11 protein-coding genes and 1 pseudogene are annotated in these 14,941 nt (G+C 37.9%); 11 read left to right on the forward strand and 1 reads right to left on the reverse strand.

The genetic code is table 11. The features are described 5' to 3' along the window. Positions 1 to 66 precede the first annotated feature (66 nt). From B3Y13_RS06965 to B3Y13_RS07015, 11 genes and pseudogenes are all read left to right on the forward strand, one after another. Positions 67 to 822, forward strand: a complete 756-nt coding sequence (locus tag B3Y13_RS06965) for a hypothetical protein (RefSeq protein WP_296020031.1) — start codon at positions 67 to 69, stop codon at positions 820 to 822. 132 nt (positions 823 to 954) lie between these two features. Next, entirely contained in the window at positions 955 to 2,022 is a 1,068-nt protein-coding gene (locus B3Y13_RS06970) for an NlpC/P60 family protein (RefSeq protein ID WP_296667411.1), read from the forward strand. 231 nt (positions 2,023 to 2,253) lie between these two features. Then, on the forward strand, positions 2,254 to 3,315 hold the full coding sequence (locus B3Y13_RS06975) for an NAD(P)H-dependent glycerol-3-phosphate dehydrogenase (protein WP_296020024.1): 1,062 nt from the start codon (positions 2,254 to 2,256) through the stop codon (positions 3,313 to 3,315). Positions 3,316 to 3,352: 37 nt separating this feature from the next. Next, positions 3,353 to 4,726: a signal recognition particle protein gene (ffh, locus tag B3Y13_RS06980; protein ID WP_296020023.1), complete on the forward strand. Its 1,374-nt coding sequence runs from the start codon at positions 3,353 to 3,355 to the stop codon at positions 4,724 to 4,726. Positions 4,727 to 4,891: 165 nt separating this feature from the next. After that, positions 4,892 to 5,716 (forward strand): YdcF family protein, encoded by an 825-nt coding sequence (locus B3Y13_RS06985; protein ID WP_296667405.1) that lies wholly within the window; start codon positions 4,892 to 4,894, stop codon positions 5,714 to 5,716. Between the two features lie 24 nt (positions 5,717 to 5,740). Further along, positions 5,741 to 6,796: an HD domain-containing protein gene (locus B3Y13_RS06990; protein ID WP_296667403.1), complete on the forward strand. Its 1,056-nt coding sequence runs from the start codon at positions 5,741 to 5,743 to the stop codon at positions 6,794 to 6,796. Between the two features lie 71 nt (positions 6,797 to 6,867). Further along, positions 6,868 to 8,997, forward strand: coding sequence for a toprim domain-containing protein (locus B3Y13_RS06995; protein ID WP_296693573.1), 2,130 nt, complete (start codon positions 6,868 to 6,870; stop codon positions 8,995 to 8,997). A gap of 8 nt (positions 8,998 to 9,005) precedes the next feature. Then, a pseudogene (locus tag B3Y13_RS07000) lies at positions 9,006 to 10,947 on the forward strand (DNA topoisomerase IV subunit A). 781 nt (positions 10,948 to 11,728) lie between these two features. After that, positions 11,729 to 11,866 carry a hypothetical protein gene (locus tag B3Y13_RS07005; RefSeq protein WP_296693574.1) on the forward strand — a complete coding sequence of 46 codons (138 nt, stop codon included), beginning with the start codon at positions 11,729 to 11,731 and terminating at the stop codon, positions 11,864 to 11,866. Next, a complete protein-coding gene (locus tag B3Y13_RS07010; protein ID WP_296667395.1) occupies positions 11,867 to 12,460 on the forward strand; it encodes an IMPACT family protein in 594 nt (197 codons plus the stop codon). 76 nt (positions 12,461 to 12,536) lie between these two features. Then, a complete protein-coding gene (locus B3Y13_RS07015; RefSeq protein WP_296020004.1) occupies positions 12,537 to 13,493 on the forward strand; it encodes an ABC transporter substrate-binding protein in 957 nt (318 codons plus the stop codon). 124 nt (positions 13,494 to 13,617) lie between these two features. On the opposite strand, the gene B3Y13_RS07020 is transcribed toward B3Y13_RS07015, so the two are convergent. Next, positions 13,618 to 14,941 (reverse strand): sensor histidine kinase (locus tag B3Y13_RS07020; RefSeq protein WP_296693577.1); only part of this gene is annotated, 1,324 nt, incomplete at its 5' end.

Below are 14,941 nucleotides of genomic sequence, written 5' to 3' on the forward strand. Positions count from 1 at the left end.
GAAACAACTTAAAAAGTCAATCCTAAAACTCAAGTTTTAATCTTGACTTTTTGTGGGAGAAATAAAATGAAAAAGACTATTTTTATTCTTTCTGTTGTAGCTGCTGCTCTGTTCAGTAGCTGTGGAACTACAAAAGTTTCTGGTTCTGGAATTAAAGGCAATGCTGCTAAAGTTCAGAAGAATTACGTAACGATTCTTGACTATCAGGGAGCATCATTTGGTTCAGAAATTCCTCAGTGGGTTGTTGAAATTGGAAACGGAAATTATTCTGCAGAATATCTTTCTCCGATTATGCCAGGAATTGCCGGCAAAAAGCCATTTGTTGTAGTTTCTCGTGGCGATAACCTTGAATTTACAAAGCAGTGGGCTGACTTGGTTGATGTAGAAGTTCAGGTTGGTGATGAAATGCAGAGAATTGTTGGAAAAGCTGTTTCTGCTGCTCAGAAAGGACGTTCAAAACAGTCTGGCGATGTAAAAGATCCAACTTCTTTGGAACAAGAATTGAATATGTACAAGCAGGCTGTTTCTGCCGTTGAGCTTAACGGCCTTGAAAAAATTGCTTCATATTGGATCCAGAAAGAAGTAAAGCCATCAAAAAAAGCAAAAGAGTCAAAGGTTTATTATGAATACTATGCTGTTTGGGGCATGACAAAAAAACTTTATGATGCTCAGATTCAGAGCGCTATGAGTTCTATCGAAGACAATACTGACGAAGGAAAAGCTTTGAAAGAAGCTCTTTCTCTTAAACTTCAGAACATGATGATTACTTCAAACAGCGAAGAAGTTAATACTGAAGCTGAAGAGACTCTTGATGCTAAATAATTTACTTTAAGATTTAATTATTTAGTTTATGTGATTTGATTTTCTGATAAAAACTTTGTCTCTTTTGCAGACAAAGTTTTTATTTTTTAGAAGAAAATCCAATGAATTTGATTTTTTGTTCAGGCTGGTTATATGAAAAATTCTCAAAGAAAAGCATTCTTTTTTAGTTTAGTTCTTTTTCTCTCATCTTTTGCAGTTTATGCGGCAGATAACAAAGGCGATGATATTTTTGAAAACCAAAGGATTGAAGAAGGCGATTTTTATAAAATTGTTGTTGAGCCTTCAAAAAAAGAAATAGAAGCTGAAAATTCTAAATTTTTTGAAAGCGTAAAGCAAAAAAAACTCGATATTCTAAAAAGAATTGAAAATGAGCGCCAGAAAGTTGCTTCTTCAAAAAGCCAGATTTCTTCGGCAAAAGAAAAAGCAAAGGCAGAGCTTGAAAAAAACAAGGCGAATTTAAAAAATAAGCCTGCAAAAAACACAGCGAAGACAAAAACTGAAAATACGGCAACGGATTCTACGGGACAGTCAAAAAAAGAAGATGTTTCTGTAAGACAGACACAAAAGGCAGATTCTCAGAAAAAAAATTCCGAAAAAGAAATTTTAGAAAACCAAAACAAAACTGAAAAAAAACAGAAACTAGATTCAAAAAGAAAAACTACGGCAAATAAACCTGTTGTAAAAGAAAATGAACAGAAAAAACTGCTGGAGCGGCAGGATGAAAATAATAAAACTATGTCGATTGAAGAGTCCGAGAAAAAAATGGATTCTGTAATAGATATGCGTAAAAAGTTTATTGATTTTGGAATGGGATATAAAGGCATAAGCTACGTTTGGGGCGGAAAAACTCCACGACCGGGCTTTGACTGTTCTGGACTTGTATCCTATACGGCAAAACAGAGCCTTGGTATAGATGTAAGGGGAAACGCCCAGGATATTTACAATCAGACATCTCCTGTTTCGTTGGGAGAAGCTCTTCCTGGCGATTTAATATTTTTTAAGGGCGCTTCTGATTCAAGAATTACGCATGTTGGTATTTATTTAGGAAAAAATCCTGGAGAAAATGACTTTGGAAAACAGAATTTATTTTTAAATGCGGCAAGCGGCGGTCCAAGAACTGGTGTAATTATCAGCGGTTTGAATGAAAATTACTGGAAAAAAACATTTTACGGCTGTGGAAGAATTATTCCTGAAATTTAAGAAATAATTGTGAATGCGTTACGGATTGTAAGGGCGCCGGAGGTGTTGTTTTCTGGAATGCAATGAAAGAAAACAATGCAACCCTGAAAAGCCGGACGGCAACTTGTTGCCGGAACGCCCATAAATACAAAAAATAGCGTGTAATTGCCCCTGTTAAAATAAGTTGCTATAATTAGAATACTATCTCTGTGGTTTATTGGCTTTATTAGAGAAAAAATTACGAGGTCTTAAATGGTATCTAAAAATGTTGGTGTTATTGGTGCTGGTGCGTGGGGTTCTGGTCTTGCACAGGCAATTGCCCGTGGTGGACATAAGGTTCAGATGTGGGCGCGCGAACAGGATGTAGTTGACGGCATAAATAACAATCATGAAAATAAGCGCTATCTTCCGGGCTATCCTCTTTCTGAAAATATGACTGCTTCTTCTGATATAAAAGAAGTTGCCAGCGGAAAAGAATTTTTGATTCTTGCTTCTCCTTCGCTCTATCTTGCTTCTACTGCTAAGCAGCTGCTTGAAGTTGATGATATTAAACAGGGAAATGTTACTATCGGCGTAATTACAAAAGGTTTTATTACTTCTGCCGAAGGACCGAAACTTGTTCTTGAAACTTTGGAAAATGTTTTGCCTCCATGTTATAAAGGTCAGCTTGTTTATATTGCCGGACCTTCTCATGCAGAGGAAGTTGCAATGGGAAAACTTACAGGTTTGATTGCTGCTTCTGAAAATGCGAAAAATTCTATTCGTTTCCGGGAACTTATGCATGTTCCTGGACTTATGGTTTATTCTTCGCTTGATGTTATTGGTGTTCAGATTTGTGCCGCCGCAAAGAACGTAATTGCGATTGTTTTTGGCGCATTGGACGCTATTGCTGAACATTCGGATCAGTTTGGCGATAATACGGAATCTTTGCTTCTTGCTGCCGGACTTAACGAAATTCAAACTCTCGGCATGGCTATGGGAGCAACACATCCAGAAACATTTACTTCGATTGCCGGTGTAGGCGATCTTGATGTAACCTGCCGCTCAAAATATGGACGTAACCGCCGTTTTGGTCAGGATATGATAAAAACAGACATGCTTGAAAAATTTAAAAATCTTGATGACCTTATTGCGCGCATTGGCGAAATCGGCTATTTGTCGGAAGGTGCTGTTGCCTGCAAATATGTGCACGAAATTGCTGCTAAGCTTGGTATTAAACTTCTGATTTGCGAAGGTCTTTATAGAATTCTCAATAAGGAAATAAAACCTGCTGACTTGATTAACGACCTTTTGACAACAGGAAAAATTGACTAAAATTTAAAAATTAGCTGATTGTTTACAGGAATAAAAAATGCTTGAAAAAATTACAAATACTTTCAGTAATATTGTCCGTACTGTGAGCGGAAAATCTACGATTACAGAAAAAAATATTGAAGACACAGTTGAACAGATAAAAATGGCTCTTCTTGAAGCCGATGTGAATCTTCGTGTTGTGCGTCGCTTTGTTAATGCTACGATTGAAGAAGCTAAAGGCGAAAAAGTTCTGCGCGCTGTAGATCCTGGACAGCAGTTTGTAAAAATTATCTATGATCGCATTGTAAAAATGCTCGGCGACCAGAAGGTTGACTTGCAGTTAAAAGGTCCTGATACACAGTCTGTAATTCTTTTGCTTGGTCTTCAGGGAGCTGGTAAAACGACTGCAGCTCATAAACTTGCAGCCAGACTTTTAAAAGAAGGCAGAAAACCTGTTCTTGTAGCCTGTGACCTTGTTCGTCCTGCTGCCGTTGAGCAGTTAAAAACTCTTGGCGAAAAGATTGGCGTAAGTGTTTATTTTGAAGATGGTGAAAAAAATGCCGTAAAAGTTGCAAAAAACGGTCTTTCGTTTGCAAAAAAGAATGGTTTTGATACGGTGATTGTTGATACTGCCGGCCGTCTCCAAATTGACGAAAATATGATGGAAGAACTTGTTTCTGTAAAAAAAGCAGTTGCCCCTCAGGAAGTGCTTTTGGTTGCAGATGCAATGACCGGCCAGAACGCAGTTGACGTTGCCAAAAGTTTTGACGAGCAGCTTGGACTTACAGGTGTAATTCTTACAAAATTTGACTCCGACGCTCGTGGCGGTGCGGCCCTTTCCTTAAAGACAATCACTGGAAAACCGATTTTGTTTATCGGTACAGGCGAAAAGACTGATGATTTTGAACCTTTTCATCCGGACAGAATAGCAAGCCGTATTCTTGGCATGGGTGACATTGTAAGTTTGGTTGAAAAAGCTCAGCAGACGGTTGATGAAGAGGAAGCCAAAAAACTTCAGGCAAAAATTGCCCGAAATGAATTTACTTTGAATGATATGCTTGCTCAGTTTGAAAACGTCGGAAAAATGGGAAGCGTAAGTTCTTTGCTCGATATGATTCCTGGACTTTCTGGACAAATAGATGAAAGCAAGATTGACCTTTCTGGAATGAAAAGACAGAAGGCGATTATTCAGGCGATGACTCAAAAGGAGCGCAATAATCATTTGATTATTGGTCCGAGCCGCCGCAAGAGAATTGCAAAAGGAAGCGGAACAAGCGTAGCTGAAGTAAATAAACTAATAAAGCAGTTTGAAAAAACTAAGCTTACAATGAAAAAACTTACAAAAAATCGCGGAATGCAGGCAAAACTTATGCAAGGAATGGCTGGAATGGGCGGTGGTTTTCCTGGCGGATTTCCGGGATTTGGCCGTTAAGCGGTAAAATGCATATTTTTGGGTAAATCCTAGCCTGGATTGCAGCCCCGAAGTTACATTCTGGCGATTAAGCCTTGCGAAATTGCCGGAATGTAATGGAGCGAAAGCGGAAGGGCGGAAAGCCACTCGACTGTAAAAGTTTGCTCCATTTTTTTATTAAAGTTTATGATTTTTGCAATTTTTGTTTTTATTTCTGCCTTGTCTTTTTTTTATTTTGTTGCAATGCAGATTGCTTCTCCCGGAACTTTTTGGGGAACCTTTTTTGGTTTTTCTGCTGTCTGGCTTTTGTGCGCCGTATTTTTTGCAGTTCTTGCTGTTTTGCAGAAAAAAAAGCTTTTAAGAACGATTTTTTTTAAGATAAAACGCAGCGTAAAAATATTTTTTTGCATTTTTGTCTTTTTATGCGCTGTAATTTGCGGTATAAACTTGTTTCTTATCTGTAATCCGAAACTTTCTGACGGAAAAGAAAAAGTTCAGTATGTGATTTTGCTTGGCGGTGGAATTACAAAAGACGCAAAATTGACATTGTCGGTTCAAAACCGTGTGCGTGTGGCAGGCGAGTACTTAAAAACTCAGCCTCAGGCGATTTCTGTTGTAACCGGCGGACAAGGAAGATTTTCTCCTTGTCCGGAATCTGACGTTTTAAAACCTGCACTTGAATCCTGCGGAATTGACGGAAAAAGGGTTCTTGCGGAAAATATGGCAAAAGATACGATTGAGAATTTTTTGTTTAGCGCAAAAATTCTTGCAGAACATGAGAATAAAACAGTTCAGGAAATTTTAAATGCGCCGGTTGCTGTTGTGACAAGCGATTTTCACCTTGCGAGGGCGGAACGGCTTGCAAATAGAATTGGTTTTACGGACGTTTACGGAGTTGCCTCAAAGACGCCGGCACTTTTTGTTTTGAATTCTTATTCGCGCGAAATTTGTTCTTACATAAAATTAAATTTGCGGATTTTATTTACAGGAAAACCTTCGCTTTTAAAATAAAATTTTGGAATATTTAAAGTACATATGGAAGATTTTGCTTCAAAATATCATAAAATCCTCTGCAAGGAGTTTCCTTCCTGGCTTTGCGGTTATGTTTGTCTGCCGGCTTTACAGAGGCTTAAAGGCATTGGGCTTTTGTGCGGAACTGACTGGACTGCGCTTTACAGAAATAGATTTTTTTACAGCCGTTTTGATCACAGTGTTGGAACAGCTCTTGTTGCCTGGAATTTTTCTCAGGATAAGAAGCAGACACTTGCGGCTCTTTTTCATGACATTGCGACAGGCGTTTTTAGCCACGTAAATGATTTTAGGAAGGGAGACGCTTTAAAGCAGGAATTGAGTGAAAACGAAACTTTTAATATTCTTGCTGGCGACGAAAAACTTGCTGAACTTTTAAAAAAAGACAGGATTGAACTTGAGGAAATTGCCGATTATCACATTTATCCTTTGTGCGACAACGAAATTCCGCGTCTGAGCGCAGACAGGCTGGAATATATGTTTCCTAGCAATATGGTCCTGGCATTTTTGAACAACGGACACGTCTGGACATTTGAAGAAACTGAAGAAATTTATAAAAATATCTGTGTGTTAAAAAACGAAAGTGGAAAAGATGAGCTTGGGTTTTCGGATTTAAAACTTGCAGAACTTTATACCGAAGGTTTTTGCGACTGCTCTTTGATTTTACAGCGCAACGAAAATAAACTTGCGTTAAATATGCTTGGAAAAATCGTAAATCTTGCGATTGAAAAAAAACTGATAACAGAAAAAGATTGCATGTCTTTGAGCGAAAAAAAAGTGATTGAAATTTTTGACGAATATGCGGTTCAGAACGACAGTTATCTTTCTTCGCTTATAAAAAAATGGCGGACAATGACGCAGATTGAACGGTTTTGCCAGGAACCTGAGCAAAATTATTACAGCGTAAATCTTGAAGTAAAAAAAAGATATATAAATCCTCTTGTAAAGCATTTTTCTGGAAAAGTTGAGCGGGTTTCTGAGGCAAGTCCTAGAGCGCAGACAATGATTCAAAGTCTCTTGAATTTTAAGGACAGTGAATACGGTGCTGTAAAACTGCTATAAAAGCAAAATTGGCTGATACTTATGTTATGCTTGTGTTGAGGAGTTTGAAAATTTCCGCTAAACTTAGATTTATGGGTGGAAAAACTGAAACGTCTAAAATTGCAGAAAGAACTTCTGCTGTAAACAAAAAAACAGAAAAAAAGACAGTTGAAAAGAAAACTGCCGCAAAAACAGAAAAAACTTTTATAAAAGCAAAAAAGCCTGTCGCTGGAATTGACGAAACCGGAACTTTCAGAGCGTGGGACAACGCTAAAACAAAGGCTAAGCCTAAAAAAACGGAAGAAAAAATTTCTGCAAAACGTGGAATTACTGTAGAACAGACAGCAAAAGCCCTTGCCGCGGCAAAATCAATCGATCCGTCTTTAAAATCTAACGGAAAAAAACTTGCGGCTTACGACGATTCGCAGATTAAACATCTTGATGCTTTGGAACACATCCGCTTGCGTTCAGGAATGTATATTGGACGTCTTGGCGATGGTTCAAACCAGAACGATGGAATTTACATTCTTTTAAAAGAAGTTATCGATAATTCAATTGATGAATTTATTGTCGGTTTTGGAAATAGAATCGATATTCAAATTGTTGAAAACCGCGTGAAAGTTCGGGATTACGGACGTGGAATTCCGCTCGGAAAGGTTGTTGAATGTGTAAGCCAGATAAACACCGGGGCAAAGTACAATGACGATGTTTTTCAGTTTTCTGTCGGAATGAATGGCGTCGGCACAAAGGCTGTAAATGCGCTTTCTTCGTATTTTAAGGTAATTGCAATTCGCGACGGTTATGCTACAGAAGCGGTTTTTGAACGCGGAAAGCTTATTGCAGAAAAAAATACTGTAAAACTTTCAAAGCCTGCAAAAAACGGAACTTATTTTGAATTTGTTCCAGATGAAGAAATTTTTGGCAAGTACAGCTTTAATATGGAATTTGTCGAAAAACGGCTCTGGAATTATGCTTATTTAAATACAGGCCTTACAATCAACTTTAATGGACAGGTTTTTGCAAGTCAAAACGGACTTTTGGACCTTTTGCAGAAAGAGCTTGAAGCTGATACGATTTATCCAATTGGTTCGTACACTGGCGCGCACCTACAGTTTGCATTTACCCACACAAATGCTTATGGCGAAAATTATTTTTCTTTTGTAAACGGACAGTTTACGAGCGACGGCGGAACTCATCTGACTGCATTTAAGGAAGGTTTTATAAAAGGCGTGAATGAGTTTTTTCAAGAAAATTACAAATCTGAAGACATTCGCGAAGGAATTACGGCTGCCGTTCTTGTAAAAGTAAAAGATCCGATTTTTGAAAGTCAAACCAAAAATAAACTTGGCAATACTGACATAAGACAGTGGATTGTGAGCGAAGTTCAGTCTGGACTTGATGATTGGCTTCATAAAAATCCAAAGGCTGCGGAAATGCTTCAGAAAAAAATTGAAGCAAATGAAAAACTTCGTACAGAATTGAGCGCTGTAAAAAAAGAGGCAAAAGAAGCGGCCAAAAAGGTGAGCATTCGAATTCCTAAACTTGATGACTGCCGTTTCCATCTTGAAGACGGAACAAAAGGCGAAAATTCGATGATTTTTATTACCGAAGGAAATTCTGCTTCAGGCGTCATGACGCACAGCCGCGATGCAAATTCTCAGGCGATTTTTTCTCTGCGCGGAAAACCGGAGAATATGTACGGCAAAAAGCAGACTGATATTTACAAAAACGATGAGCTCTTTCAGCTTATGCGCGCTCTTGGAATCGAAAATTCTGTCGAAGACCTCCGTTATTCAAAAATCGTAATTGCAACCGATGCCGATAATGACGGATTTCATATCAGAAACCTTGTGCTTACTTTTTTTCTTGGCTATTTTGAAGAGCTTGTTACAAGCGGCAGGGTTTGGATTTTGGAAACTCCTCTTTTCCGAGTTCGCACAAAAAAAGAAAATATTTATTGTTATAGCGAAGATGAACGCGACAAGGCTCAGAAAAAACTCGGAAAAAATTGCGAGACCAGCCGTTTTAAAGGATTGGGAGAAATTAACCCTAGTGAATTTAGGCAGTTTATTGACCCTCAGACAATGCATTTAACGCCGGTTGAAGTTAGTCAGCTTAAGGTTATTCCTCAGTTGCTTGCTTTTTATATGGGCAAAAACACTCCTGAACGCCGTTCTTTTATAGAACAGCACTTGCTTAGCAACGCCGAAATTGATGTATAGGAAAGAAAATGGCATTTGTAAAAAATCTATTCGACAAAAATTTTATTGAATATGCTTCGTATGTAATCCGCGACCGCGCAATTCCTGATCTGGAGGACGGGTTAAAGCCTGTTCAGCGCAGAATTATGCACACCCTTTTTGAAGTTGATGACGGATATTTTCAAAAAGTAAGTTTTGTGGTTGGACGCACGATGAAATATCATCCTCATGGCGACGCTTCAATTTACGGAGCGCTTGTAAATCTTGCGAATAAAGAAATTTTCATAGAAAAACAAGGAAACTTCGGAAATAAATTTACTGGCGACGGACCTTCTGCAGGCCGTTACATTGAATGTCGGATTCACCCTCTTGCAAAAGATTTTTTAGTAACAAATCCAAAAATTACTCACTATGTTCCAAATTATGATGGCCGCGATATTGAGCCGGAGGTTTATCGGGCAAAAATTCCTCTTACGCTGATTATGGGTGCTGAAGGTATTGCGGTCGGAATGAGCACGAAAATTCTGCCTTACAATTTGAAAGAAGTTTTAGACGCGGAAATAAAGTGCTTAAAAGGTGAAAAATTCAAGATTTATCCGGACGCCGCAACAGGCGGTTTAATCGATGTTTCAAATTACAACGACGGAAACGGAAAAATTGTTACTCGTGCAAAGTTTGATACTACCGATGACAAAAAAATCGTAATTACAGAACTTCCTGTTGATACAAACGCAAAAGATTTGCTCCAGTCGATTGATAACGCTTATCGTGCCGGAAAAATAAAAATCAGTTCGGTTGATAATTTTACGACTGACCATTGCTGTATCGAAATAAAACTTCCGCGTGGAGTTTATACAAAAGATGTAATCGACAGTCTTTATGCCTACACCGATTGCGAAAAAACAATTGCNNTGTCAAATGCTCGTAATAAAAGACAATATGCCAGTTGCAATGACGGCAACCCAGATAATTGGGTTTTATTCACAAAAACTCACGGGAATAATAAAGGACGAGCTTGAATTTGAACGCGGCACTTTAATGGATAAACTTCATATCCGCACTTTGGAGAGGATTTTTATAGAAGAAAGAATTTATAAAGCGATTGAAACGAAAAAGACGCAGGAAGATGTTGTAAAAGCGGTCTATGAAGGTTTTGAGCCGTTTAAGGCTGAGCTTGTGCGTGAAATTAGCGATGATGATGTTGAACATTTGCTTCAAATTCCAATAAGAAGGATTTCTCTTTACGATATAAACAAAAACCGCGAAGAAGTTGCGGCAATCAATGCAAGGCTTAAAGAAATTGCAGGCCTTTTAAAAAATCTTGTTGGTTGCGCAATTGATTATCTTGGTTCAATGCTTGAAAAATTTAAAAAGTTTTCTCCTCAGATGTTGCGCCGAAAAACGACAGTCACGAGTTTTTCTGCTGTCGATGTTAAGTCTGTCGCTAAGTCTGATCAGAGTTTGCGCTATGACGAAAAAGGCTATCTTGGAATCAATGTTTCCGGTGGTCAGGAAATTAAAAAAGTTTCGCCTTATGACAGAATTCTTGTAATGCGAAAAACAGGAATGTATTCGGTTTGCGACGTTCCTCAAAAAATGTTTGTTGACAAGGGAATGTGGTTTTGCGAAATTGCAGAAAAAGAAATTATAAGCAAGGTTCTTTTTACTGTAATTTTCCGTGATCCAAAGACAAAATACTGTTTTATAAAAAGAACGAGAATTCCAAGCTGGATTTTAAACCGCGATTATTTTATTGCGCCGGACGGAATGGAAGTTTTGCATGTCGATACCCGCGAAAAATTTACTTTTACACTGTATTACGAAAAAAAGCCTCGTGTAAAAGTTTTGGAAGAAAGTTTTAAGGCACAAAGTTTTGAAGAAAAAGGACTCAAGACCCTTGGCATTCGGTTGTGTACAAAAGAAGTTGAATCCGTTAAAGTTGACGGTACGCAGATGGAGCTGTTTAAATAATTGAAAAACAAAGAACTTATTGTAAAATTTGCACCTGTTGCCAGAAAAAATTTAAATAAAACATTTTTTACGCTTTTTATAATCGTAATTCTCGAATCTTTGTGTTCAGCGGTTTTTGTCGGAACTTCGCTTCTGTTAAATTCAAGGCAGAACTCATTCTTCGGAACTTTTTTTAGTTACGGCCTTATGTTTTGCGGAGTTTTTTTCTGGTTTTTGATTTTAAGCGGTTTTTCCACAATGCTCCTGCGCATGGCAAGAAATGAATTTGTGACAATCGGTTTTTTGTTTTATGGGTTCAGGCGGTTTAAGAAGTTCGCTCCAGCAGTTTTTTCCTATACTTTGCTTACAGGAATTTCTGCGGCTGTTGTTGCCGGAACTATGTATTTTATAACAAAGTCAAATCCGGATTTTATATTAAACCTTCAGTCAAAATTCGGAGAAAACGCTTTTCTCTATCTTTTGATAATTTTCTCATTTATATTGTTTTTTTTGCTGATTTTTCCTCAAGTTTTTCTTTTTTTCTTAAAATATGATAATCCGAACCATTCTGTTTTTTCGCTTGCTTTTTTGAGCTTAAAACTTTTTTTTAGAAATATTTTTAAATTTATAATCAATATCTNNTTTTGTTTTTATGGCTGGCGGAAGAAATTTGATTCTTGCGGCATTTTATTTTGGAATAACCTTGTCTTTTTCTGCGGCGCAGAAGGGCGGTGCTGTTCAGTTTTTTTCACTGATTTTTGATTTCTTATATTTTATAAATTTTTATAAGGCTCTTTCCTTTATGAGCCTTGCTGTTCCGTTTTTTTACGAAAATTTGCGTCAGCCGGCAGTAGAAATTGTTGTAAGCCTTAAAAAAAATGATGATGAAATTTTACTGGAGAATAAAACTCCTGACAAAAATAATTCGGACGGCCAGTAATTGAAAATTCCTGTAAAAACTTCGTCTGCCCAGCTTTTGATAAAAGGTTCTCGTTTTTTAGGCGAGACTTTTATTCTTGAAGAGCAGAGTCAGGTCCGGTCAATTTTAAAATCTCAAAAACAAAAATATTCGGATTCGACACACGTTTGTCATGCTTTTGTTTTTGGAAAAAATGCAGAAATTATGGGAATGAGCGATGACGGAGAACCTGGAGGAACTGCCGGAAGACCTATGCTTGATGTTTTAAAAGGCAGCGGTTCGACAAATATTTTGGTAACTGTAACCAGATGGTTTGGCGGAACTTTGCTTGGAACTGGCGGTCTTGTTCATGCCTACAAAGATTGCACAAAGGCGGTTCTTGAAACTACTGTTTTTGAAGATCTTGTTGAAAAGTCTGAATTTAGCTTTGTCTCAGATTATCAGTCTTATCAGGTTGCTAGGAAAATTCTGGAAGAATGGACTCTTTTTGACGTTGAAGAAAAATTTGCAGAAGGCGTAACTGTAAGTGGAAAAATTGCAAAAACAGACGCAGAAAGTCTAAAAAACAAGCTTTTTGATGCAACAAACGGAAAAGTAAACGTGATTATTGTTTGACGCAATGCCATTACAATTTTATAATAAGCGTTATATTTTTTTGTTTGCATCGCAAACTTTTAAAAGGAGTGAAAAAATGAAAAAAGTTGCTTGTATAATGGCTGCAATTGCTGTTGCAGGACTTGCACTTACAGGTTGTTCAAAGAAGAATTCTTCTTCGGACAAAGCTATTAAAATCGGTATTATTCAGTTGATTGAGCATCCTGCTCTCGACAAGACCTGCAAAGGTTTTGTTGATGCCCTTGCTGAAGCCGGATATGTGGATGGAAAAAACATTGCTATTGATATGCACAATGCACAGGGTGATCAGGGAAACTGCGTAACAATTGCAAATAAACTTGTAAACGATAAGGATGATTTGATTTTTGCAATTGCAACTCCAGCTGCTCAGGCTGTTGCTAATCTTACAAAAAATATTCCAATTCTTATTTCTGCCGTAACAGATCCAGAATCTGCAAAACTTGTAAAGTCTAATGAAAAACCTGAAACAAACGTAACAGGAACTTCTGACCTTACACCAGTTGCCCAGCAGATTAAACTTCTTAAAAAAATTGTTCCGTCTGCAAAAAAAGTTGGACTTATGTACTGTTCAAGCGAACAGAATTCAATTTTCCAGATTAACCTTGCAAAAGAAGCTTGCAAAACAGAAGGCCTTGAATTTGTTGAAGGTTCAGTTTCTAATTCGAACGAAATTCAGCAGGTTGCACAGAGCCTTGTTGGAAAAGTTGATGCAATCTACATTCCAACAGACAATATGCTTGCTGCAGGTATGGCAAACGTCGCAATGGTTGCAAATCAGGCAAAAATTCCGACAATCGTTGGAGAAGACGGAATGGTTCAGTCTGGCGGGCTTTGTACTTACGGTGTAAATTACTACGAACTTGGAAAGCAGACTGGCGCAATGGCTGTTGAAATTCTCAAAAACGGAGCAAATCCTGCCGATATGCCAATTCAGTATCTTGAAAAATGTGATTTTTCTAAAAACGCAAACACTGAAAAAGCTCTTGGGCTTACTCTTCCAGAAAATCTGTAAAAATATAGTTCCGGGATTGTTTTTTGAGCAATTCCCGGAAAACTTACGCCGGACACGTCGGGCTTTAGTCGTCTGCTTTGCAGACGATGAGCGCATAGCGAACCCAGAGTGGCCGGTTTTTACGTTATGCAAAATTTTTTAGTGTGATTGTAATCAATGCTCCGCCGTTCTTGCCGTTCGAGGCTATGATTTTTCCATTTAGGTTTTTTACAATTGCTTGTGCAATGCTTAGTCCTAAGCCGCTTCCTCCGACAGAGCGATTGTGGCTCGAATCTCCGCGGTAAAAGCGTTCAAACACGTGTGGAAGAACGTTTTCTTCAAACCCCGGGCCGTTGTCCAAAATTTCGATTGCCGTTTGATTTTCGTTTTGCGTGCATTTTAGTTCAATTAGTGGATTTTGCTTTATGAATTTATTGCTGTTTGAAATTATTGCGACAAAAACCTGATGTAAAAGCTCGCTGTCGGTGTATATTTCTTGAAGAGGCTTTTCTTCAAATTGAATTGTCATTTCTTTGTTTATAGCCTTGAATTCTTCTTTTAACCGAAAAAACATTTTTTGAATGCTGACTTTTTCGGTTACAGGTATAATTTTTCCGCTTTCAATCCTGCTTAGCTGCAAAAGATTCGAAATTATCGAATTTATTGAATGTGTTTCCTGAAGAATCGTGTTCAGGCTTTTTTCAAGCTGTTCGCTGTCGTTTTTCCCCCAGCGTCTTAAAAGATTTGCCTGTCCTAAAATTACTGCGACTGGAGTTTTTAGTTCGTGGCTTACGTTGCTTGTAAAACTGCGTTCGCGGTCAAAATCTGCCTTTAGCCTTTCAAAAAGTCTGTTGAATGTTTTTGCAAGGTTGTCGAGCTCATCTTTTTTTCCTGTTTCTGGAAGTCTCTGGTTTAAATTTGTTGAACTGATTGTCGCCGCCGTTTTTGTTATTTTTACCACCGGAAGCATTGTCTGCCGTATAAAAAATCTTGAAATGAAGAACGAAATTATTAAAAGCGGAATTGTTGCAACTGCAATTAAAGAAAACATTTCCCGGAAAAACCTGTGTCCTGCGTCGCCGTTTGTTTTTTGTGCGATTTGAACGGTGAAAGTTTGTCCACCGACAAATTTATATCTGGTTGTCATATAAATCATGCTTATTGGTTCAAAACCGGTTGTTTTTTTTGTTGAAAAGCGTATGGGTTTTCCTTCTGTTTCCGGAAGTTTTCCGAAAATGCTGTTTTTTTGGCGGAAAATTTCTCCTGATTCTGTGTCGTAAATCATGTATGAAACAAAAAATGGCAGCTCAGAAAGCTTGCGGTCTAGTAATTTAAAATTTCCAGTTGAAAGCGCTTGAACTATGATTTCGCTTGTTCTTGAAAAACCTTTGTATTCTTGCTGGCGAGAAAATTGCCTTAAAAGCATAAAGAACAATAAAATTATTATAAAGACAGTTGCCGTTAATATT

Origin of the sequence: Treponema sp. UBA7567, assembly GCF_002476655.1 — a bacterium.
In the GTDB taxonomy this organism is placed as follows: domain Bacteria; phylum Spirochaetota; class Spirochaetia; order Treponematales; family Treponemataceae; genus Treponema_D.